Source organism: Candidatus Methanoperedens sp., assembly GCA_012026795.1.
Taxonomy (GTDB): domain Archaea; phylum Halobacteriota; class Methanosarcinia; order Methanosarcinales; family Methanoperedenaceae; genus Methanoperedens.
Map to the genome: position 1 here is coordinate 15,710 of VEPM01000040.1, position 20,582 is coordinate 36,291.

A 20,582-nucleotide genomic window follows, 5' to 3' on the forward strand; every position below is an offset into this window, starting at 1 on the left:
AAATACTTTTTTAACTTTCAAATTTTGAAACAAAATTTGAAAGATAAGAACCTTTATTAAACCTTATGTATATTATAAGAATGTAATGCCTATGGACACACATTAAAAGAAGAATATACTTACCATACAATCTTCCATTGAGCCTTCCACTCAATAATAAAAAGACGTTATGTCATAGGCATTTCTGTTAATTATATAATCGATTAGTGCAATTGGAGAAGGTGGTAATTCATGGGAAAAGGATATGCACGATTTTAACAGAAAGGAACACAATGAAAAAATAATTCTGAATTCTAAAGATTATTTGATCATTATCTGTTTTTCCCTTAGCGTGTTCTACTGGGTTTTTGACTCCTTTTTACATAGTTTCTGGGGCACAAATACATTTATAGGGGAACTGCTCTATCCAACTCAGGAAGAAATATTTATTCGGTCGTTTGTAATATTTATTTTCATAGCATTCACTGCTTATTCCAGATATATTATCACTGAGATCAGTCGTATTGAAGAGGAAAAGAACTACCTCCTTAAAGCCATAGCTAGCAGCACCGAAGGCATTACCATAGCAGATGAAAAAGACCGATATCTATACGTGAATGCAGCCTATGCCAGAATATTCGGATACGCCCGGGAAGACTTTATTGGAGAAACATGGCGAAAAATCACTCCCTCTGAAATAATACCTCAAACCGAAAAGGGGCTGAAAGATACTTTGAAAAATAAGGAAATTGGTATATTCAAAGGAGAGGTCCCCGGTTTTACTAAAGATGGTGGGATAATTCCTACGGAAGTCATTGCAACAGGAATCTGGGATGAGAATGGAAATTACACAGGGCATATTTGTACAGTCAGGGATATTTCGGAAAAAAAACAGGCAGAAAATGATCTTAAAGAGAGCGAAAAAAAGTTCCGCACAATATTTGAAGGGACAGACGTCGGAATAGCACTTTTTGAATGGAACGGACGGTTCATAGCAAACAATCCTGCGTTGCAGAAGATTTTAGGTTTTGGCTCGCAAGAGCTTAACTATGATCTGATTAACGAATTAACCCAACCGGAAGATTTCAAGGCCGATTTAGAATTGTACAGAGAAATGATTGCAGGGAAACGCGATGGTTACCAGATAGAAAAACGCTTCATCAGGAAAGATGGCATAACTATCTGGGGGCTGCTGACCATTTCCCTTGTTAAGGAAGATGACAACCAGCCTCGATTCATCATTTGCATGCTGGAGGATATTACTGAGCGCAAAAATGCGGAAGGAATTCTTCTTGAAAATGAGCGTCTGATGTATTCAAATAAAGTCAAGAACGAGTTTCTGGCACACATGAGCCATGAGCTGCGAACTCCTTTGACTTCCATCATCGGATTTTCCCAGCTCCTCAAGCGCAGGATAAACGGGGAATTAAATGCAAAACAGGAGCTTTATGTGGATAACGTTATCACAAGCGGAAAGTTCCTGCTCAATCTCATAAACGATATTCTTGATCTTAGTAAGATAGAAGCGCAAAAACTGGAACTATTTATCGAACAGATATCCGTGGATGAGGTCATAGATGAGACTCTTGAAATATTGAAGGAACAGGCCGTAAGCCATAATATAAGAATGGTAAAGAATAAAGAACCCGGGCTGGATTTTATCCGGGCTGACCGGCAGAGGTTAAAACAGGTGCTTTTTAACCTGATAAGCAATGCTTTGAAATTCAGCGAAGAAGAGGGAGGGATAGTGATAGTATCAGTCATGAAATCCGGGAACATGGCTCAATTTTCGATATCGGATACAGGGATAGGTATAAAAGATGAAGATCTTGGTAAATTGTTCCGGAAATTTGAACAGCTTGATTCCGGATACACCAGAAAGAGTAAGGGGACAGGACTCGGACTTGCGATATCAAAGCAGCTCGTAGAACTTCATGGTGGCAAAATCACGGTAGAGAGCAAATATGGGCAGGGGAGCATATTCACATTTACTATTCCGATAAATGAAATTCTTTATTAGTTAGTAATCCTATCTTACATGAACGTTATATGAAGGTGATTTTATTCAGGAGTACTCATTTAAAAGAGGTTTTTCCCCGGATATCGGGAGAATAAGAAGCGTGCTTGAAAAAAATTTTGCGACCGGGATCAAAGAGGATAATGGAAAATTAACACTGACATATGGTGCTTTCAGCCGTTTAACCCTCTATATTGATAATAAAAAACTGGTAGCGGATTCAGAATCAAATAAAGCAGTAAAAGATAATGAAATTCTCGATACCAATAAGCGCTACAGGGATTTTCTTGAAGAGGCCACGGGTTATACCGCTAAAGATCGCCTCAAAATGGCAAAGAAAGCAGTTCAGGGAGATTAAATTTGCAGGATGTCCTCAGGAGACCTGATATTCCTGCCTGCCTCAGGATATGCGCAGGCACGGATGGCTCTGTCACCGGGCTTCTTGAGGTGCTTACTGGAAAAAGCGTAAAAGTTGAAACGATTTCCCAGCGTGTTATTAAGGCAACAAAGGAAATTGCAAGGCTTCTTGATATAGAAACAGGAGATGATGTCAATGATCGTCTTGTTACACTGAAGGTCGATGATATCGTTTATGTCCTAGCAAAATCCCTGGCGCCTGTTAAAAGGATGCCGGAAGCTGTAAGGGCCGACCTGATGCGGGCTGATATTCCCATAGGGAAGATATTGCGTGAGCATAAACTTGAAACCAGGCGCGATATTCTTAAAATGGAAATCGTGCACAGGGATTTTTTCGGGGAGCTGCCCGTTCTTTCAAGGGAATATAAGATAATCTATGAAAACGCTGTGCTGATGTGGATAAATGAATGTTTTCCTGTAGATGAACGATGGAAAATATGAAAGGTTTTTAAACTTTTAGTATAATGCAGGAAGTATTATGATCACTAAAAAAGACCTTGAGCATATCGGGTGGCTTTCGCGCCTTGAATTAAGCGAAGAAGACAAGGAAAAATATACACCAAAGCTCAATTCTGTTCTTGATTATTTCGGGGAGCTTGATAAAGCTGATACCGAAGGTGTGGAACCTTCATATCATGTAATGCCCATGAGCAATGTTTTCAGGGAAGATGTTCCCGCACCATCGTTGTCGCAGGAAGAAGCGCTTTCCAATGCCCCGAAATCCCAGGATGGGTTCATCAAGGCTCCAAGGATGATGTAAATGGCATCTATCAATGAACTCATAGAAAGGATTCATGCCGATTCCTCTGAAGAAATCGTTGCTGAATATCTGGAGAAGATCGAAAAGAGCAAATTGAATGCTTTTATAACAGTAGCAAGAGAAAGCGCACTTTTACGTGCAAAGGAGATAGATTTACAGGGGCATGACGGGCCGCTTGCCGGGATACCAGTAGCGATAAAAGACAATATTTCGACAAAAGGTATTGCGACCACATGCGCCTCAAAGATACTTACAGGTTACATCCCACCATATGATGCCCATGTTATTGAAAAACTAAAGGAAGCGGGTGCGATCATCATCGGGAAGGCGAACATGGACGAATTCGCAATGGGTTCATCCACAGAAACAAGCTTCTACGGACCTACCCTTAATCCATGGGACACGACAAGAGTCCCTGGCGGCTCATCGGGCGGAAGCGCAGCAGCAGTGGCAGGAGGCGAAGCGCCGCTTTCCCTTGGTTCGGATACTGGCGGATCAGTCCGCTGCCCGGCGTCTTTTTGCGGCGTTGTGGGATTAAAACCGACTTACGGGGTTATATCCCGCTACGGACTTATTTCATATGCCAATTCGCTTGAGCAGATAGGACCATTTGCAACAAGCGTTCGTGATGTTGCGACACTTTTTGATGTAATTGCGGGCCACGATCCCCGTGATTCCACATCAGTTGACAGGGAAACAAATTATTCATCAGCCCTTGTTAACGACGTGAAGGGATTGAAGATTGGAGTTCCTGAAGAATATTTCGGGGAAGGTACCGATAAGAATGTGGAAAAATCGGTAAGGGATGCCATCAATACACTTGAAGGACTTGGGGCGACCAGTGTTGAGGTCAAGATGCCGCATACAAAATATGCACTTTCTGCTTACTATATAATTGCAATGAGCGAAGCATCATCCAACCTTGCCAGGTTTGATGGGATGAGATATGGGCTTCGAACCGAGGATTCTGACTGGCATACGACATTCTCGCAGGTAAGGGCAGCAGGGTTTGGCGATGAGGTCAAGAGGCGCATCCTGCTGGGAACGTACGCTCTTTCTGCAGGGTATCATGATAAATATTACTTAAAAGCCCTGAAGATCAGGACTCTTATAAAACAGGACTTTGAGCGCGCATTCAGGGATACGGACGTCCTTATTGCACCAACGATGCCATATCCGGCATTCAAGCTCGGTGAGAAGATCGATGACCCGATATCGCTTTATCTTGCAGATGTTGATACTGTGCCAATTAATCTTGCGGGTGTTCCTTCCATATCATTGCCATGCGGCTTTTCAGGGCATCTGCCTATCGGGATGCAGGTGATAGGGAAGCATTTTGATGAAGCCGCGATTTTGCGCACAGCTTATACTTTTGAAGAAAATACGGATTTCCACACGAAGCACCCGGAGGGATCGTAATGTACGAGAATCCTGACGGCGTGATGATAGGGCTTGAAGTACATGTGCAACTGAATAAGCTAAAGACTAAGGTTTTCTGCGGATGCAGTACCGATTATCACAACGATCCGCCAAATTCGCATGTATGCCCTGTGTGCCTCGGACTTCCGGGATCGCTGCCTGTGATAAACAAGAAAGCAGTTGAAGCAGCCATAAAAATCGGGCTTGCCCTTAATTGCAGGGTAGAAGAGCATACGCAATTTTACAGGAAGAACTACTATTATCCTGATCTTCCCAAAGGTTTCCAGATAACGCAATATGATTTCCCGATTTCAAGCGGGGGCTACATAATGATCGAAGGTGAAGATGGAGAGCACAGGGTTGGGATTACAAGGGCTCACATGGAAGAAGACCCTGGCCGGCTTGTGCATGAGGGCACGATCGACAAATCAAAATATACGCTTATCGATTACAACCGTTCAGGGATGGCGCTGATCGAGATAGTAAGCGAACCTGATATGCGAAGCCCGAAAGAGGCTCGCCGGTATCTTGATAAATTGAGGAATATCCTTGAATATCTTGATATTTTTGACGGGGATCTTGAAGGTGCACTCAGGGTTGACGCCAACATTTCCATTATGGGCGGACAGCGCGCCGAGATAAAGAACATCTCATCGCATAAGGGAGCAGAACGCGCGCTCCTGTTTGAGATAGTGCGACAGAAGAACGTGCTCAGGAGGGGCGGCGTGGTAGTCCAGGAAACGCGCCACTTTGATGAAGCGCGCGAGATCACGCTTTCCATGCGTTCCAAGGAAGAAGCACATGATTACCGATATTTCCCCGAACCCGACCTTGTACCGCTTAAGATATCAGGCTGGGCGCCAGCTATCAAGGCAACGCTGCCAGAGCTTCCGGATGCTAGAAGAATGAGATTTGTGGAGCAATACGGCATCACTGATGACCATGCCAAGGCGCTCACATCGGAATTGAAGCTTGCAATATTTTATGAAGATGTCGCGAAAAAAACTGATCCAAAGAAAGCGGCGGTCTGGATATGCGATGTACTTAAAGGTGAATTGAACTACCGCGACCTCACAATCGAGGCTTTCAAGAAGGAGCATATGTTATCGGTTATCGAACTTCTTGCGAGCAAGAAAATAACAGAGGACGGCGCTGTTGATATAATCAGGACGCTGCTGGATAAAGGCGGCTCGCCTGATGAGATTGTTAAAGAGAAGGGACTCCTTAAAGTGGAAGGGGATATCGTGGCAACAGCAGCAGAAGAAGCGATCAAAGAAAATCCACAGGCTGTGGCTGATTTCAAAGCCGGGAAGGAGAAGGCGCTCAACTCGCTTGTCGGGGCGGTCATGAAGAAAACGAAAGGCAGGGCGGATGCGAGGGCGGCGAGGGAAGTGCTGCTTGGAAAGCTAAATTCTGAATAAATGTATATTATGCCTCAAAAATTTAAGCTATAAATAGGAAGATGCCACTGTATTTATTTTTTATCATTTTTTCTATGTATGATTGAAGTTGATTTATTTTTGAAAATATGTCGTTGAATTCCTTTTCGTTATACGAAAAGTCCCACTCGCCTCTCTTGCCTTCATTATGGGTATATATAGATAGTTCTTTGTAAATACGAAGTATAGCATCAAAATCGTTGGATGATACTTTTCTTAATTTGTCCGTGAAGTTCAAACCACCCACATCTTCCACATTCATCCACTTTTTTGTAAAATCCTTATCTGCGAGTGGATTAGTATCACAATAAATAGAAACAACAACAAGTTCTAACCACTTTCTTAATAATATTCTTGATGTTTTATATTTTGCAGATATGAGAAGCAAAAACATATCTTCCAAGGTATCATTTATTTCATTTAATTTGTATGGGAGGCAATCATATTTCAATTGTTCTTTATCCAAGGGGAATGAAATTAAATGGGTATATCCTCCTATAATTCCCATTATCCTTTGACACTCATCTGGTTTTTCTTCGATGGTTTCATCCATAGACTTTTTGACACGTTCAATTTCTTTTTTTAAATCTGCATTAACGGCTTCATTTAGTTCTTTTTTATGCTGCTCATCTTCAATTTGCCAATCGATAAATTCCAGCTCTTCATCGGAAATTTGCTCCTTTTTGAAGGTCATTTTTTTACACCTTATAATCTTATGTATTTAAAATGCAGAAAATAATATTTAAGCATTCTCATTGCATTGACGGCGGCCGCCGAAGTGCTCACATCTTCTTCATAAGTTCAGCCGGAGTTATTGCTGCTTACTCAACATCGGGAATAAAAGCAAAGAAAATCCGCAAGTTGTGGCCGATTTCATAGCCAGAAAGGATAAGGCGCTCAACTCATTGTGGGAGCTGTCCAATAAATAAGATTCTTGAAACTCATAACATACTGTTAAATATTATCTTACTCATATTTCATATGGTGACAGAATGCCTGTAATCCTTGAGAAATTGGTTAAAGCTCTTGAACATATAGATATTAAAGTTAAAACAAAGAGAAAAATCGCGGATAAATGGCTCGGAGTATTTGAAGGCGCTATTCCTGAAGAATTAACAAGCACAGAATATATAAAAAGCTAAGAGAAAGTTGCTATGGAAAAATGCAGGATATTTCTGGATATGATTGAGGATGATTTACTGAGCAAATTGCATCAGGAGATTTGATGATATCGCAATTTCAAGATGAAGATGAGACATTACAAATGTTCATAAATAGTTCTAAAAAGGTATTCGGTAATAACCTTAAGGCAATTGTTCTATTTGGTTCCCGCGCCAGCGGAATGGCAAGAAAATATTCTGATTATGATTTACTTATTATTGCTGAAAAACTTCCTTCAGACTGGCGCAAGCGTGATAATTTAGTTCTGGAACTCGATCAACACGGTATTTCTGACATACTTCTCTACACTGAAAATGAAATGGAAGATGCAATAAATTCCGTAAATCCAATAATGATGAACATTTTTGATCACCCTATTAAAATATTACACGGAAAATCTTGTATTGATAGATTATTTCATTTATTTTCAAAAAATATTAGCGGGAACATTCTCAAATTAGGAACGAATACATGGAAAATTACTGGTGAAATTAATGTTTGAATTCTCAAAAATAGCCAGTGCATTCCTTACAGAATCAGAACTTGATTTGAAGTCAGCAAAACTCCTATTTGAAAATGGAATTTATAGCAGGGCGATATATTTTGCTCATCAATCATCAGAGAAAGCGATAAAATCCTGCCTTGCTATCAGGAATATCATTTCAGGGGAACACAAGGTGACTGCATTTTTTGAAAAGGAATTCAGTAATGATTTCGATAAAAAAGTTTTTTCTGAAATTTTAAAGTATTCAAGGGAACTTGAGATCCAGGGAATAAAATCTAGATATCCTCTTTTTTCACGTCCCGATAAACCGATATGGATTCCATCCGGAGAATATATTGAGGATGATGCAAGAGAGGCAATCAAAAAAGCTGATTTTATATTGAATTCATTGATGGAGTTTATAGTTTCTAATCTGGGGAATTATCCTGACTAATGAGGGCTTATCCCTCTTTCAATAAAGAGGAGATGCAAAAAATCATCGAACTCCTTGCGAGCAAGAAAATAACAGAGGATGGCGCTGTTGATATTATCAGGACGCTTCTTGACAAAGGCGGTTCGCCTGAAGAGATAGTAAAAGAAAAAGGTCTCCTGAAAGTCGAAGGAGATATCGTTTCAATAGCCGCAGAAGAAGCCATCAAGGAAAATCCGGCTGCTGTAGCTGATTTCAAAGCCGGGAAGGAAAAGGCGCTCAACTCGCTTGTGGGGGCTGTGATGAAGAAGACGAAAGGAAGGGCGGGATGCGCGGGCGGCGCGGGAGATATTGCTGGGGAAGCTGGGGTAATGACGAAAATCACCGCAAAGTTCGCAAAGAACGCAAAGTTTGGCAGCAAAATCTTTGCGCCCTTTGTGTTCTTTGGGGTGGGATTACCTCAACACGATCAGCAATATAGCTTCAAAATGCTTTTTTTTAGGATCAAAGGCTTGAAAGATACCAGAAACTTTTCGAAGAAGCCTTCCCAGGACAAACAGCACTCGATATATTGCATAGAAAGCCTAAAAAACATGCCAAAAAATAGCTTTTATATTGATAGTTGTATTTTTCTCGGAACAGTCATTAAAGATGATAATTCGAAGGCATGTAAAAGCTTCATAAGCCGTGTCGATAACGGGATTTATATTGGATATATTTCTCCTTTTGTAACCGGTGAATTGATAAATTCGATTCTATACGCGCAAGAAATTAAAGTATGGCTAATATTAACTCTGATTGAAACTTGCCGCCCTTGCTTCATACAAGCCGGAATTATTGTAAAATGCTTTTTGTTCCGGGTAAGCAGCCAGTTTCCCTTCTCACGAACAAAAGTAGCAGCGATAGCAACATCCTGATATTCGATCAAAAGCCCGTTCACTATGAGAAATGCATTTATTTTTCCCATTATTTCGGCAGTATCTATTAAAATTTTCATGGTAAAATGCCTAGGGCTTTGAGCCTCTCTCTGGAGTCTTTTCTCATTTTTGTAAGCACAGTATCGAAATCCTTTGGTAGAAAGTCGCGAAACTCTTTGGTTTTTGGCAAAGTTTTTCTTACTATGATCTTTTCATTATTTAGAGACATATCAACACTATCCCCTTCTTTGATCCCCAGCGCTATAAATATTAGTATCAATTATGAGAGAAAAAGGATGATAGAAGGATTATTTTATTTCTCGACAAAAAATTACAAGCCGAAGAAGAAATGGATTTTATCACACGCAGTAGCAGCAAAAACTTCATTCTTTTAAAAAGTTGGTGAATTTTGTATCTCTTCCATATCAATATGGAGGCAGTAAAGAACCTGAATATCAAACAACCGGCTCGCTTTAGAAAACAATATATTGCTTGATAGCGAATTATCCATCGTGAAAACAGCAATATTAGGTGGTGGTCTTACAGGTATCACTCTTGCCCGCCTCCTTCGTGAAAAAGGTGAAGAGGTGACGGTTCTTGAGCGGGAACAGGTTTTTGGGGGATTATGCCGCTCCGTGATCGATTCCGGGTTCACTTTTGATACAGGGGGATCGCACATCATTTTCAGCCGTGATGCAGAAGTTCTCACATTCATGAATGATTCACTCGGAGAGAACAGCCAGCGCAATATACGCAATACAAAAATATTCTATAAAGGACAATATATCAAATATCCCTTTGAAAACGGGTTGAACCAGCTTCCAAAGGATGATCTCTTTTTCTGTATCAATGAATTTATTAAAACCCTGATCGCCATTGAAAAAGGCGAACTTCCTCCCCCCGGGAATTTTCGTGAATGGATCATCCATACCTTCGGGAAAGGCATTGCTGAACTGTACCTGATCCCGTATAATGAAAAGATCTGGAAATTCCCGGCAGAGCAGATGTCACTGCATTGGGTTGAAGGGCGCATTCCCAGCCCCCCGGTGGAGGATGTCATAAAATCCGCTATCGGGATAGAAACCGAAGGATATACGCACCAGTCCGTTTTCACCTACCCCATAAATGGCGGGATCGAGGCGCTGGTAAGATCAATTGCATCGCCGATTGAAAAGAGCATACGCACTGGCTTTAACGTATCTTCAGTCAGGAAAGAAGGAGATAAGTATTTAATAAGTGATGGCGATAATATTATTATTGCAGACCGCTGCATATCTACGATCCCTTTACAGAGGCTCCTGGAAAGTCTTGAAAATGTTCCGCATACAGTTCAAAAATGCTGTAATGATCTCAAGTACAACTCGGTAGCCTGTGTTTTTACCGGGGTGCGGGGAAAGCTTCCGAATATCTCATGGATGTATGTTCCTGATAAAGACCCTGGGCTGTTTAACAGGATATCATTTCCATCAAATTACAGCCATGGCGTGGCGCCAGCGGGACATTCGGCGATACTTGCAGAGATAACGTATCATGAAGGGGATGATGTGTCAAAAATGTCTGACCGGAAGATAATTGACCATGTAATTAATGCACTTAATAATATGAATATCATTAAAGATAGGGAGGATATAGTATATACTGCCCTTAAGCGGCAAAGATTTGCGTATGTTATCTATGACCTGGATTATAAGAAAAATATCGCCATCGTAAAAGAGTTTTGCAAAAAACTCGGTATAGGACTCGTGGGACGTTTTTCGGAATTTGAATATCTTAATATGGATGGTTGTATCAGAAATGCGATTAATTATGTGAGGAATTATGAGGGTTAATATTTTTGCTGAAGATTTCCTGAATTTAAAGTATCTGGGATGCGGGACCGCCGCAAAAACGCTGTACAGGCAGTTGGCCAGTATGCCGGATATGGAAGTGTCATGGAACTCCAGAGGCCGGGATTTTGATATAGTCCATTATCATACTTTCGGCCCCCTGGCGCTTTTGAGCCGGCGGTACTCACAGGGAGTAAAGATACTGACTGCGCATATCACTCCCCGCCTTAATGAAGGGGGCCTGGCCTTCAGCAAGTACATCAATTATTATTATCCATACAGTTATCGAAAATTTGATCATATAATAACCTTGATTGACGGGTACAGGCACGAAGTGGAGGAAATGGCTCCTCACATTCCTACCACAACGATCCCTAACGGGGTTGACAGGAATTATTTCAAAAGGGATGAAGGCAAGCGAAAAAGCTTCAGGGAACGATATAAAATACCTGACGGCAAAAAGGTAGTGCTTTCTGTAGGCCAGCAGACACCGCGCAAGGGAATATATGATTTTTTAGAGTTGTCAAAAATGTATCCTGAGATGCACTGGGTATGGGTTGGAGGGTTTCCTGCAGGGCCATTTTCAAAAGACCGCTTCAAGATAGAGTGGATGAAAAAAAAATGCCAGGATAACGTAATATTCACGGGATTCATTCCTGATATTGCGGAAGCTTATAGCGGCGCCGATGTATTTTTAATGCCCTCGTATTCTGAGATGTTTGTGCTGGTGATCCTGGAAGCTCTCTCCTGTAGCCTTCCCGTGGTTGCCCGCGGGATACCGGAATTCAAAGAAATTTTTGGAGGGGCGGTCCAGTTCTTTAATAATGTTGCAGAGGCCGGGGAGCGGATTGCAGACGATGAATCATTAAAACACTATTCTCCTCGCTCACGCGACTTTACCGAGCAGTATGATATTAAAAAAGTTGCCCGGATGCATTGCGATCTTTACAGGAAACTGATAAAATCATGATATCCGTAATTGTTCCCACTTACAATGAAGAAGCTAATATTACAGCCTGTCTGAAATCCCTCTGCAACCAGACAATCAGCAGGGATGAATATGAAATCATCGTGGTTGATGGAAATTCGAAAGACTGCACATATGAACTGGCGCAAGAATATGCTGATAAAGTCATGACCCAGACAAGCAAAAAGGTAGGAGGAGCAAGGAATGACGGAGTATTGCGTGCACGGGGAGAGATCGTTGCTACAACGGATGCAGATTGCATAATCCCTCCTGAATGGCTTGAGATAATAAAGAATGATTTCGAATCGCATGATATTGTCCAGCTTTATGGGACTGTCTATCCGATTGAAGAAGGATTAAAACACAAAATTTCCCTTATGAGTGCAAATACTTTCTCCCGCATCGGGTATTATACCCGTGCCCTGTATTATACGCTGGGATGCAACACTGCATTTGATAAAGAAGCTTTCATCAGGGCTGGCATGTACCAGTGCATTGATGCAGGTGATGATGTTGAGATTGCACTCAGAATGCGTAAACTCGGGCGTGTGATGCTTGATGGTCGTATGAAGGTTGGATTCTCAATGCGCAGGTTCCAGCAATTCGGGATGATAAAATCGGTTTATGAATGGTTATATATAGTTGCCAGTGGGGGCGAAGCTTCAGGATATTCGTACTCGAAACGAAATTATAAATAGCGATCATGCTGTTCTTTCCATACCCTGCGTCCTTTATGTTTCAGCACCCTGTCGCCAAGAAGGGTGCAAATAACAGGCAGTGGTGAAAATGCATATAAGAGAGAAACCAGCAAATAGGACATTTTGCGTGAATTTCTTACCCTTGATATTCCGGCAGACATAGGACAATCTACATCATTGAACTTCATTATTGTCTTTGACGATTCAAACGCTACCCTGGCACTATATTTGACAAAATCTTTAATTGATGCAACTTCCCCACCATGAATTGTCTGCCTGTTCTTTATGGCTGTCCTGAAATCTTCCTGGGAACTGCCGTCAAATAACGTATAACCGTTTCCTATCATGAAACTTGCATGGGCATCACTTCCGCCAAGTTTTGCATGCCCATTACAGTTTTTAAGAGCTAGAGCATTGGCATATCCATCCCTGTGTAATGAATTGAACACTTCTATACCATCAAATTTCAGCTTATTCATTTTCGTGCCCACACAGTCACAATATCCGCTATAAGGGTGTGGAGCAACAGCTATTCCATCCTGGCTGTGTATTCGTTCTATTGTTTCTTCTGCACTTAAGCCAGGTTCAATTTTGTCTTGAAGGAACAATCCCAGTATTTCACCTCCACTTGAAGAGATCTCTTCACCAACCACCACTATATCCTTATTGAATTTTTGAGCAGCAAGTGCACCTTTGATAGTGTTATGATCTGTTATGCAAAGTGCGCCAAGTCCCATTTTTTCAGCAACCTTAATGGATGTCCGGGGATTTGTCACGCTGTCCGGGAACGACAAAAATCTATATTTCGTGAAACCTGAATACATTGTGTGAGTATGTATATCACCGATACCTATTTCCTGCATATTTTGCCCCCTACCACTATTATTGGTTTCTATAGTATAAAGTTTTTAGTGAATTGTTTTACATTTTGCATCAGTTCTCCTTTTCCTTTTTTATTGTTCAAATCGCAATGCATCTACCGGATTCATTTTTGCTGCATTTCTTGCAGGCATTACTCCTGAAAGCACTCCGACGACAATAGAAAATGCAAGTGCAGAGATAATAAGCTGCGGTGGGATTACCGTGGTCATTGTCCCGCCCGGACCTATCATCGAAAGACCTATGGAAGATATTAATACCGATATCAGGGCTCCGAAAGTTATTCCTATCACTCCTCCAACCACCCCGAACAATCCTGATTCGATAAGGAAAAGTCTCATCACTTCATTATCAGTAGCACCAAGAGCCTTTAGCAGCCCGATCTGGCGTGTTCGTTCCATTACCGACATGAACATGGTATTTGCTATACCCACAGCGCCGACAAGGAGTGAGACAGCCGCAATCGCACCAAGAAAAAGTGTAATCGCCTCGGTGACACTGCTTATCTGCTGCTGGATTGACGCAAAAGCAGTCACTGTAAAATCCCTCGTTCTTGGATTTACATGTCGGGACATCATAAGCTTTTCTTCAATATCACTTTTCACTTTTTCTGCAAGATCCGTGTCTGCGATTTTCACTGTGATCAATGAAAACTGGTTCCTGTCCATACTTTCGGTTATAACATCCCGTGCAGAATCAGCAGGCATGTATACAGCACTATCTGTTCCCTCAAATCCACCTGATTGGACAAAGATACCCACGACCTTGAATGTTTTCCCTCCTATCGTTACAGGCCTGTTCTGCGTTATCGGCTGCAAAAAAACATTATGTGCTAAAGAATATCCTATCACTACGGCATTTGAGTCTCCTGGCTGGAGATACCTTCCGGATTCAAGTTCTGTAGTGACTATGGAACGCCAGACCGTGGTATCAACCCCGCTAACGGATACTGAAATCTTTTCAGTACCCAGTTTCATTTCAGACCGGCCTGAAACCATTCCATATGCATTAAGCACACCAGGTACCTGTTTGATCGCATTCAGGTCTTTATCCGTAAGATTCACGGTAGAGACTCCCCCGCCTTGTGGCCCATGTCCTCCCCCCATACCAGTGGCTCGCGAATACCCCGGGGAAACCATGATCAGGTCTGCGCCAAGACTGCCAAGACTCTTTTGCACGCTTGCCTGCATCCCCGCGCCAATTGAGATTATAGCTACTATCGCCGCCACCCCAATAACTATTCCTATTATCGTAAGCCAGCTTCGCATCTTGCTTTTCCTGACATGGCTTAACGATAACTTGAAAATATCAAAAGTCTTCATAATATATCTCATTTAGGTTTTTTGAAATAGTTTGATATTTTCCCACGCTGCCAGTATATTACCAGTATGATTACTGCAACCGCCAGCCATAAGGTATAATTCGTACCGCCTGTCGTGTTCCCTGCCTGTGATCCGGGTGAGGATAATTCCACATTAAGATATCTCGGGATCCTGTGTCTCTGCCCGCTGGTGTCGGTATATTGTATCTCCAGTTCAAGACCGTTTCCTGCTCCGGCTGTTTTCGCGATCTGGAATATTGCGGACGTATAATCACCGGAATTTAAATTACCAATAACCGATGTACTGCTCCCTGTTACCGAGAAATTTTTCTGGCGCGGCAGGGTGACAGCTACTGCATTTGCAGAGCTTATCCCGACATTGGCGACATTTAGCGAAAATGAGCCCAGGGTCTCCACGTAGCTTATTTCAAAATCGGTTATACCTGCAACGACCAGCCCGATGAGATTATCGGTTGAATAATTGTTCTGTCCGGTGATCTTTACCGGAATATTGTATACGCCAGGATTTGCGGCTACATCTACGGCAAGGTCGAATGTTATCGATGCAACATCTCCTGATTTCATAGTACCCAGGGAAAATTGCCTTCCTCCCCCAAGTACAGAAAACGGTGTGTTCGTACTCGCAATATTTATTTCAGCAACGGCGTTTTGTACCGTACCTGTGCCAGTGTTTTTAAACGTTAGCGTTTCTGTGTTCTTGCTCCCCGGCGCCACGATACCAATCGTTGAATTTACCAGCATTATCATTGGCTTTCCCCTGATGTTCAATACCTGGTCATCCAGTTTGGTTGTGGCTCTCGCCTGTGGATTAGAGCTGTCTGTTTGCAATCCCTTATATGTAATAAAAACATTAAAATAATAATCTCCTTCCACCACATCAGGATTTACATATATCCTGAACTTTGCAGTTCGCTGGTCGCCCCAATCATTAATAGTTCCAAGTGAATATATATCGTTAAGGAGCGTTACAGCATTAGCAGATGCGTTGTCCTTTGGCGCAAGTTCTACAGTAACATCCTCCATATAGTTCCCAAATCCCATATTCTTTATCGGTACATAAACATATGTCGTATCTCCGGGATACACCGGGGCGCTTTCAGTAACAAGATAATTATAGGTTGCCGATGCAGCCTGTGTTATCATTAACATCGATACGATTATTAAAATTATATTGAATTTATTCATGTTCCACCTACTATTTTACCATCAAGCATTTTTACAATTCTTCCTGCAGATCCTGCAATTTTCGGGTCATGCGTTATCATAACTATAGTCAATCCCTCACTGTTTAAACGTTTGAAAACATCCATAACTTCGCCTCCTGATTTAGTATCCAGGTTCCCCGTGGGCTCATCTGCAAGGAGAATAGAAGGGCCTGTGGAGAGCGCCCTTGCGACCGCTACTCTTTGCTGCTGCCCGCCTGATAGCTGGGCAGGGAAATGGTCTCCCCGTTCGGATAAACCCACCATTTCCAGTAATTTTCTTGAAGTGTTTTCTATTTCTACTTCAGGAAATTCATGAATCCTCATGGACAGTTGAATATTCGCAAGAGCTGTCAGGGTAGGATACAGGTTAAAAGTCTGGAATATGAACCCGATTTTTTTACCTCGCACACGCGCCAGTTCATTACTTTTGAATTCCGATATATCCCTGCCTTCGAGCAAAACTTTTCCGCGTGTGGGCATGTCAAGACAACCTATCATGTTTAACATCGTTGATTTGCCGCATCCGCTGGGGCCTGTTATGGCTACGAATTCACCCGGTTTGATGGTAAAGTCTATTCCAGCAAGTGCTGGTACGTTAAACTCACCCATTCTATAAATTTTCCACACATCATGTAATTCCATAATATTTTCCATCAAATCACCGGTCAAGAAAACGTTGATGTCCCCAGCGCCTTGAATTCTGATCCTTATAATCGATCATCCATCCACTGGATTCCATTTTGTTTTTTTCTACTATATTTCCTGTTTCCATATCTATAAGAGCGGTCAGGGTTATATTTTCACGCTTGAGAACAACATATATAACTCTTTTTTCCCCATTCAGGGTAGAAATTATCAGCCCGCGCTCCTGGTCAATAACACTATAATTGTTATTTCCTATTTCCTCCTTTAACCCATTCCGGGCCGCATTTATAGCAAAAGATCTTTGCTCCTCATTAATTTGGAATGTATGCGCCCCAAAATAGGTAAATCTCAGCCCTGTGGCAATAACCAGGAGGGCAATCATAATCAATGCAAATGCTTTCCATAGGTTCATGGATTCATCAATGGCTGAAAGACCATATAAAAATACCCTGAAATTATATCTGGAATCAGTTTCAGAAAAATGAAATTAAGCCGCAGCTTCCATAACTTCAACCGGGGTCATTACTTCTTTGTTAATGTGAAAATTTGATTCATATTATTTTTTTAGAAATATCCTGTTTCCCATCCCGTTTCTATGGCGAACTATCAATCCCCTTCTTTCGACCCTGTCAAGAAGCCTGCTTACTTTTGGCTCCGAAAAACCTGTCTTTACAATAAGTTCTCTTTGCAGTACCCCATCATTATCCAGGATATCCTGGAATAATATCTTCTCATCGCCCTCAAGAATGTTGGCTGCTAACATGGCTGTGTTTTTACTTTCCGGTATTACTGCAATATCTTCTTTTAATCCAGGTATTTCTTCATCGTTTGATCCGGGTATTTGATTTTCCTTTGAAAAGAGTATTATATAAAGAAAAGACATACCGCCAAGCCAGGCAGTTATTATGAAAAATAACACTTCATTTATTGAAAACAAAGAAGCACTCTCTACAGGAACAACTTTACCGTCCGCCAGGATAAGCTGCACCGGACCTGTTGCCAGCAGTCTGTCGATTATTAAAAGTACGGATATAATTAATACGATTGCAGATATTAAAATACCATTCTTTCCAATATTTACTTTGAGTGCCATTTGAACAGGAATAAATTATTAATCTGCACTTTATAGGTTGGAATTGCTATATCTTTTTCCATATATGTTATATAAGTTAACCCGGATATTGATGAGTGAAAATGAACAATGATAACAGGGCACTATTTATCTTCGGATTCATATTTTATTTCATCGGGGATCTGGCAACGACATATATCGGCCTGAATAACGGAGTAACGGAAAAGGGATTTATCAGAGTGATCGGAAGTCCCGGTCTTGCAGATATGGTTATCATGAAGTTAATCTTTTTCATAGCATTGTATTTTCTGATCGTGTTTCTTGAGAAACGGGACAATCATTTATGCGGGGCTGTCCTGGGGTTGATTGCTGGTATGGGAATGACGGTTACGTGGATGAATGCTCTGACAATTCTGGAATATTTTAACAATTGATACTGAATCGACTTATTCAAACTTTGTTTTTAAATAAGCGGCCTTGGCTGCTTCTCATCCGGCTGTACAGGCAGTTTCATCGTATTTATCAGGATGGGATCAGTCACTTCTTTTGCCCGCTCAAGCAGCATCTCTTTGCCGCATTGTGTTATTGCAAATATGGGGATTGCAGTACCGAACTGGGCGATAGTCTTCCCCGGTACGCAGCCACGGATCCATTTTGAAGTGCAGCCAGTGGTCATATCCACAAGGTCTATGAACTCTTTTGCTTCATCTTCAGGCATTCCTGTAGTATGGACGCCGAATGCGATCACCTGGACATTATGTTTTTTCTCAAGCGCCCTTATTTCCCGGACATCCCTGGCATTCGTTACAGAAACACCAATTTTTTTATAACCCAATCCTATTGCTTTTTTCACGCCTGCCACCTGGTCAAGAGCAGCTGTTGCAGGGTCAAGAACAATACCATTGACTTCCTGTATCCGTTCAATAAGCTCAGGTATTGGCGTGGTCTCGGACAATCCTGAAATGCGAGACCCCATACCCTGAGCAAGTTTTGGGTTGCTCGTGATTACAGTGCCTGCACCATCGCATGCAGTCACGCTGGTATCAATAAGACCCCGGCGCAATCCTGTCATGAAAGTCTCACTTGCCCCAAACCCTACAAATATTTCCATTTCGATAGCCCTGTCCTTCGTGAAAAGGCCGAAATCCTTTATCCTGAACTCGATATTTTCCTGTGCGGATTTTGAGGTGAATTTCTTGATCCCTCGCACCTTATCAAATATAGGGCAGTATTCTGTCTGAGGTTCACCGACTTCAACGACTTTTCCATTCTCAACAACTACCCGGGTTTTTCCGAGAGCTTCCATAACATGTCTGTCTTTTGCCATAGATATCAATATGCTCTTGACATGTATTAATCATTAAGATACTGACAAAAAATAAGAAGTTGAGGCAAAAGATGCCTCAATTATTTATTTTTTCGCCTTCCAAGAATAGCCCAGGCAAATAATCCAACCAGAGAAACTACAATTCCGAATCCGGGAGACCTTGGTGTTGTTCTTGCGGTAGTCCCTGATGTTGGTGTTGTTGTGGTAATTCCTGTGGTAGTTCCTGCTGTTGCTGTTTCTGTAGTAGTTCCTGTGCCAAATCCTGATGCTGGTGTTGCTGTTGCTGTAGTTACTGCTACTGTTCCCGTAGCCGTTCCTGTGCCAAATCCTGATGCTGGTGTTGCAGTGGCAGTTCTTGAAACTGTTCCTGTAACTGTTGCAGTGGCAGTTCCTGCGCCAAATCCTGTTGCTGGTGTTCCTGCGGTAGTTCCTGGTGTTGCTGCCGTGGTTGTTGTGCCAATTGTTACAGTTGCGCCCGCTGGTGCCCCTATATTTAACAATGCTGTTTTGGGATCGGTAGCATAGTTAGGCTGACTTTCAAATGATGTTCCGTAGGCTGTACGTGGTCCCCCGCTTGCACCACTAAGATGGCAAGTATCACATGACCCTGTGCCATAAATTTCCGTAAGATTTGTAAGATATTCGGGTCTTGCAAAAGTTGTCGGTGCTGCTGTAAGAATTACTATTGATACCAAAAGTAATCCAGCTAATCTTTTACTATTCATATATTTTCCTCCTCTTCCTCCCCAATTTCACTACTTTTAGGTTATGTAGTGGGAAGTGTTAAATAAATCGTTCTGAATCCTATATAATCCTTCCTACTTCTTTCTACTCATATCTTAAGGCATCAACCGGCCTTAATTTCGATGCCTGGTAAGCAGGGATCACTCCTGCCAGTATTCCAACCGTAACTGATACTGATAACGCCATAGCTACCGAATCCAATGTAACTATTGTGGTGCCTCTTGCCATGGGAAGACCTCCCATAAGGGCAGCATGAAACCTGAAAGAATTGTTCCAAGGATTATTCCAAGGATCCCTCCGATAAGCCCGATAAAAGCTGCATTTCCTTCCTCGAGCTGACGGAGAAATCCATTTTATTCCGGGTAATATGTCTTGAAATCATAAGCTTATCCTGGATTTTCGTGATCGCTTCATCTAACTGGTTTTCATCCTTGATCTTTATCACAAGTGTATCATAGATATCAATAGTCTTTTCCGGGATCACCTGTATGCCATCTGGATAGGTATATAGACGCTATTTTGCTCTGGTCATCAAGAATTCCAACAACCCTGAAAGCGCTGCTGTTCATCATGACCATTTTATTTATCCCGACAGGCTGGTCAAAATAAGATGCTGCGAGCCTCCCTCCGATGACTATAACATTCTGGTCTGCAGAATCAAGCATCCTGCCGGTTTTTATCTTAGTTGTAGTAATCTGTGACCAGATACCCTGATCTACTCCGATTACCGGGACCTTTCCTTTTTTGCCAAGATAGGTATAGACATTGTCCAAAAGCTCTTTTATCTTATCAAAACTATAATTCAGCTCTTTGTCCTTGAGTTCCGCTTCGACATATGTTGCCACAAGATATGC

At 41.9% G+C, this 20,582-nt stretch carries 25 protein-coding genes and 1 pseudogene; 14 read left to right on the forward strand and 12 right to left on the reverse strand.

What is annotated here, in order from left to right:
* Nucleotides 1-244: 244 nt before the first annotated feature.
* From FIB07_16345 to gatB, 6 genes are read left to right on the forward strand one after another with little or no spacing between them, the layout of a single operon-like run.
* Complete coding sequence (locus FIB07_16345; GenBank protein NJD54420.1) at nucleotides 245-1,999, forward strand: PAS domain S-box protein; 1,755 nt, start codon at nucleotides 245-247, stop codon at nucleotides 1,997-1,999.
* Nucleotides 2,000-2,042: 43 nt separating this feature from the next.
* Nucleotides 2,043-2,354, forward strand: a complete 312-nt coding sequence (locus tag FIB07_16350) for a hypothetical protein (GenBank protein NJD54421.1) — start codon at nucleotides 2,043-2,045, stop codon at nucleotides 2,352-2,354.
* 47 nt (nucleotides 2,355-2,401) lie between these two features.
* Nucleotides 2,402-2,854: a chorismate lyase gene (locus tag FIB07_16355; GenBank protein ID NJD54422.1), complete on the forward strand. Its 453-nt coding sequence runs from the start codon at nucleotides 2,402-2,404 to the stop codon at nucleotides 2,852-2,854.
* A 37-nt stretch (nucleotides 2,855-2,891) separates the two neighbouring features.
* The gene (gatC, locus tag FIB07_16360) at nucleotides 2,892-3,173 is read left to right on the forward strand and encodes an Asp-tRNA(Asn)/Glu-tRNA(Gln) amidotransferase subunit GatC (GenBank protein ID NJD54423.1); all 282 of its coding nucleotides are present in this window, start codon (nucleotides 2,892-2,894) and stop codon (nucleotides 3,171-3,173) included.
* Nucleotides 3,174-4,592, forward strand: coding sequence for an Asp-tRNA(Asn)/Glu-tRNA(Gln) amidotransferase subunit GatA (gatA, locus tag FIB07_16365; protein ID NJD54424.1), 1,419 nt, complete (start codon nucleotides 3,174-3,176; stop codon nucleotides 4,590-4,592). It begins immediately after the preceding gene.
* Complete coding sequence (gatB, locus tag FIB07_16370; GenBank protein ID NJD54425.1) at nucleotides 4,592-6,013, forward strand: Asp-tRNA(Asn)/Glu-tRNA(Gln) amidotransferase subunit GatB; 1,422 nt, start codon at nucleotides 4,592-4,594, stop codon at nucleotides 6,011-6,013. Before gatA ends, gatB begins: the two co-directional genes overlap by 1 nt.
* A gap of 22 nt (nucleotides 6,014-6,035) precedes the next feature.
* On the opposite strand, the gene FIB07_16375 is transcribed toward gatB, so the two are convergent.
* Nucleotides 6,036-6,725 (reverse strand): hypothetical protein, encoded by a 690-nt coding sequence (locus FIB07_16375; protein NJD54426.1) that lies wholly within the window; start codon nucleotides 6,723-6,725, stop codon nucleotides 6,036-6,038.
* 531 nt (nucleotides 6,726-7,256) lie between these two features.
* Here FIB07_16375 and FIB07_16380 point away from each other — a divergent pair.
* From FIB07_16380 to FIB07_16395, 4 genes and pseudogenes are all read left to right on the forward strand, one after another.
* A complete protein-coding gene (locus tag FIB07_16380) occupies nucleotides 7,257-7,694 on the forward strand; it encodes a nucleotidyltransferase domain-containing protein (GenBank protein NJD54427.1) in 438 nt (145 codons plus the stop codon).
* Complete coding sequence (locus FIB07_16385; protein ID NJD54428.1) at nucleotides 7,687-8,130, forward strand: HEPN domain-containing protein; 444 nt, start codon at nucleotides 7,687-7,689, stop codon at nucleotides 8,128-8,130. Before FIB07_16380 ends, FIB07_16385 begins: the two co-directional genes overlap by 8 nt.
* Nucleotides 8,130-8,478 (forward strand): annotated as a pseudogene (locus tag FIB07_16390) (hypothetical protein). Before FIB07_16385 ends, FIB07_16390 begins: the two are co-directional and overlap by 1 nt.
* Nucleotides 8,478-9,023, forward strand: coding sequence for a hypothetical protein (locus FIB07_16395; protein ID NJD54429.1), 546 nt, complete (start codon nucleotides 8,478-8,480; stop codon nucleotides 9,021-9,023). The pseudogene FIB07_16390 and the gene FIB07_16395 overlap by 1 nt, the downstream one beginning before the upstream one ends.
* Before the next feature lie 76 nt (nucleotides 9,024-9,099).
* Here the strand turns inward: FIB07_16395 and FIB07_16400 are convergent, their stop codons facing one another.
* Nucleotides 9,100-9,303 (reverse strand): hypothetical protein, encoded by a 204-nt coding sequence (locus tag FIB07_16400; protein ID NJD54430.1) that lies wholly within the window; start codon nucleotides 9,301-9,303, stop codon nucleotides 9,100-9,102.
* A gap of 232 nt (nucleotides 9,304-9,535) precedes the next feature.
* Here FIB07_16400 and FIB07_16405 point away from each other — a divergent pair, with 232 nt between their 5' ends.
* Genes FIB07_16405 through FIB07_16415 form a run of 3 tightly spaced genes read left to right on the forward strand, consistent with a single transcriptional unit; the run spans nucleotide 9,536 to nucleotide 12,514 of the window.
* Nucleotides 9,536-10,852: an FAD-dependent oxidoreductase gene (locus FIB07_16405; GenBank protein ID NJD54431.1), complete on the forward strand. Its 1,317-nt coding sequence runs from the start codon at nucleotides 9,536-9,538 to the stop codon at nucleotides 10,850-10,852.
* Nucleotides 10,842-11,819: a glycosyltransferase family 4 protein gene (locus tag FIB07_16410; GenBank protein NJD54432.1), complete on the forward strand. Its 978-nt coding sequence runs from the start codon at nucleotides 10,842-10,844 to the stop codon at nucleotides 11,817-11,819. Before FIB07_16405 ends, FIB07_16410 begins: the two co-directional genes overlap by 11 nt.
* Nucleotides 11,816-12,514, forward strand: a complete 699-nt coding sequence (locus FIB07_16415; protein ID NJD54433.1) for a glycosyltransferase family 2 protein — start codon at nucleotides 11,816-11,818, stop codon at nucleotides 12,512-12,514. The genes FIB07_16410 and FIB07_16415 overlap by 4 nt, the downstream gene beginning before the upstream one ends.
* Here the strand turns inward: FIB07_16415 and FIB07_16420 are convergent.
* From FIB07_16420 to FIB07_16445, 6 genes are all read right to left on the reverse strand, one after another.
* Nucleotides 12,505-13,377: a PHP domain-containing protein gene (locus FIB07_16420; GenBank protein ID NJD54434.1), complete on the reverse strand. Its 873-nt coding sequence runs from the start codon at nucleotides 13,375-13,377 to the stop codon at nucleotides 12,505-12,507. The two genes, FIB07_16415 and FIB07_16420, sit on opposite strands and share 10 nt — an antisense overlap.
* A gap of 90 nt (nucleotides 13,378-13,467) precedes the next feature.
* Nucleotides 13,468-14,727, reverse strand: a complete 1,260-nt coding sequence (locus FIB07_16425; protein ID NJD54435.1) for an FtsX-like permease family protein — start codon at nucleotides 14,725-14,727, stop codon at nucleotides 13,468-13,470.
* Entirely contained in the window at nucleotides 14,724-15,920 is a 1,197-nt protein-coding gene (locus FIB07_16430) for a hypothetical protein (GenBank protein ID NJD54436.1), read from the reverse strand. Before FIB07_16430 ends, FIB07_16425 begins: the two co-directional genes overlap by 4 nt.
* Complete coding sequence (locus FIB07_16435) at nucleotides 15,917-16,585, reverse strand: ABC transporter ATP-binding protein (protein ID NJD54437.1); 669 nt, start codon at nucleotides 16,583-16,585, stop codon at nucleotides 15,917-15,919. Before FIB07_16435 ends, FIB07_16430 begins: the two co-directional genes overlap by 4 nt.
* A gap of 13 nt (nucleotides 16,586-16,598) precedes the next feature.
* Nucleotides 16,599-16,997 (reverse strand): hypothetical protein, encoded by a 399-nt coding sequence (locus FIB07_16440; protein NJD54438.1) that lies wholly within the window; start codon nucleotides 16,995-16,997, stop codon nucleotides 16,599-16,601.
* A 144-nt stretch (nucleotides 16,998-17,141) separates the two neighbouring features.
* Entirely contained in the window at nucleotides 17,142-17,678 is a 537-nt protein-coding gene (locus tag FIB07_16445) for a hypothetical protein (GenBank protein ID NJD54439.1), read from the reverse strand.
* Nucleotides 17,679-17,779: 101 nt separating this feature from the next.
* Between FIB07_16445 and FIB07_16450 the strand changes: the two genes are divergently transcribed.
* Complete coding sequence (locus FIB07_16450) at nucleotides 17,780-18,091, forward strand: hypothetical protein (GenBank protein ID NJD54440.1); 312 nt, start codon at nucleotides 17,780-17,782, stop codon at nucleotides 18,089-18,091.
* A 29-nt stretch (nucleotides 18,092-18,120) separates the two neighbouring features.
* Here FIB07_16450 and FIB07_16455 read toward each other — a convergent pair whose 3' ends face one another.
* The 4 genes from FIB07_16455 to FIB07_16470 all read right to left on the reverse strand — a co-directional run.
* Nucleotides 18,121-18,984, reverse strand: coding sequence for a DUF2099 family protein (locus FIB07_16455; protein NJD54441.1), 864 nt, complete (start codon nucleotides 18,982-18,984; stop codon nucleotides 18,121-18,123).
* Between the two features lie 80 nt (nucleotides 18,985-19,064).
* On the reverse strand, nucleotides 19,065-19,709 hold the full coding sequence (locus tag FIB07_16460; GenBank protein ID NJD54442.1) for a PGF-CTERM sorting domain-containing protein: 645 nt from the start codon (nucleotides 19,707-19,709) through the stop codon (nucleotides 19,065-19,067).
* 299 nt (nucleotides 19,710-20,008) lie between these two features.
* Nucleotides 20,009-20,212: a hypothetical protein gene (locus FIB07_16465; GenBank protein ID NJD54443.1), complete on the reverse strand. Its 204-nt coding sequence runs from the start codon at nucleotides 20,210-20,212 to the stop codon at nucleotides 20,009-20,011.
* The coding region (locus FIB07_16470; protein NJD54444.1) for an ABC transporter permease at nucleotides 20,190-20,582 on the reverse strand (393 nt) is incomplete at its 5' end. The genes FIB07_16465 and FIB07_16470, both read right to left, overlap by 23 nt.

What these genes read in the sequence shown, in the direction of transcription:
- FIB07_16345 (NJD54420.1), top strand. Translation starts at nt 245, where the DNA reads ATGCACGATTTTAACAGAAAGGAACACAATGAAAAAATAATTCTGAAT.
- gatC (NJD54423.1), top strand. Translation starts at nt 2,892, where the DNA reads ATGATCACTAAAAAAGACCTTGAGCATATCGGGTGGCTTTCGCGCCTT.
- gatA (NJD54424.1), top strand. Translation starts at nt 3,174, where the DNA reads ATGGCATCTATCAATGAACTCATAGAAAGGATTCATGCCGATTCCTCT.
- gatB (NJD54425.1), top strand. Translation starts at nt 4,592, where the DNA reads ATGTACGAGAATCCTGACGGCGTGATGATAGGGCTTGAAGTACATGTG.
- FIB07_16375 (NJD54426.1), bottom strand. Translation starts at nt 6,725, where the DNA reads ATGACCTTCAAAAAGGAGCAAATTTCCGATGAAGAGCTGGAATTTATC.
- FIB07_16380 (NJD54427.1), top strand. Translation starts at nt 7,257, where the DNA reads ATGATATCGCAATTTCAAGATGAAGATGAGACATTACAAATGTTCATA.
- FIB07_16385 (NJD54428.1), top strand. Translation starts at nt 7,687, where the DNA reads ATGTTTGAATTCTCAAAAATAGCCAGTGCATTCCTTACAGAATCAGAA.
- FIB07_16395 (NJD54429.1), top strand. Translation starts at nt 8,478, where the DNA reads ATGACGAAAATCACCGCAAAGTTCGCAAAGAACGCAAAGTTTGGCAGC.
- FIB07_16410 (NJD54432.1), top strand. Translation starts at nt 10,842, where the DNA reads ATGAGGGTTAATATTTTTGCTGAAGATTTCCTGAATTTAAAGTATCTG.
- FIB07_16415 (NJD54433.1), top strand. Translation starts at nt 11,816, where the DNA reads ATGATATCCGTAATTGTTCCCACTTACAATGAAGAAGCTAATATTACA.
- FIB07_16420 (NJD54434.1), bottom strand. Translation starts at nt 13,377, where the DNA reads ATGCAGGAAATAGGTATCGGTGATATACATACTCACACAATGTATTCA.
- FIB07_16425 (NJD54435.1), bottom strand. Translation starts at nt 14,727, where the DNA reads ATGAGATATATTATGAAGACTTTTGATATTTTCAAGTTATCGTTAAGC.
- FIB07_16430 (NJD54436.1), bottom strand. Translation starts at nt 15,920, where the DNA reads ATGAATAAATTCAATATAATTTTAATAATCGTATCGATGTTAATGATA.
- FIB07_16440 (NJD54438.1), bottom strand. Translation starts at nt 16,997, where the DNA reads ATGAACCTATGGAAAGCATTTGCATTGATTATGATTGCCCTCCTGGTT.
- FIB07_16445 (NJD54439.1), bottom strand. Translation starts at nt 17,678, where the DNA reads ATGGCACTCAAAGTAAATATTGGAAAGAATGGTATTTTAATATCTGCA.
- FIB07_16450 (NJD54440.1), top strand. Translation starts at nt 17,780, where the DNA reads ATGAACAATGATAACAGGGCACTATTTATCTTCGGATTCATATTTTAT.
- FIB07_16455 (NJD54441.1), bottom strand. Translation starts at nt 18,984, where the DNA reads ATGGCAAAAGACAGACATGTTATGGAAGCTCTCGGAAAAACCCGGGTA.
- FIB07_16460 (NJD54442.1), bottom strand. Translation starts at nt 19,709, where the DNA reads ATGAATAGTAAAAGATTAGCTGGATTACTTTTGGTATCAATAGTAATT.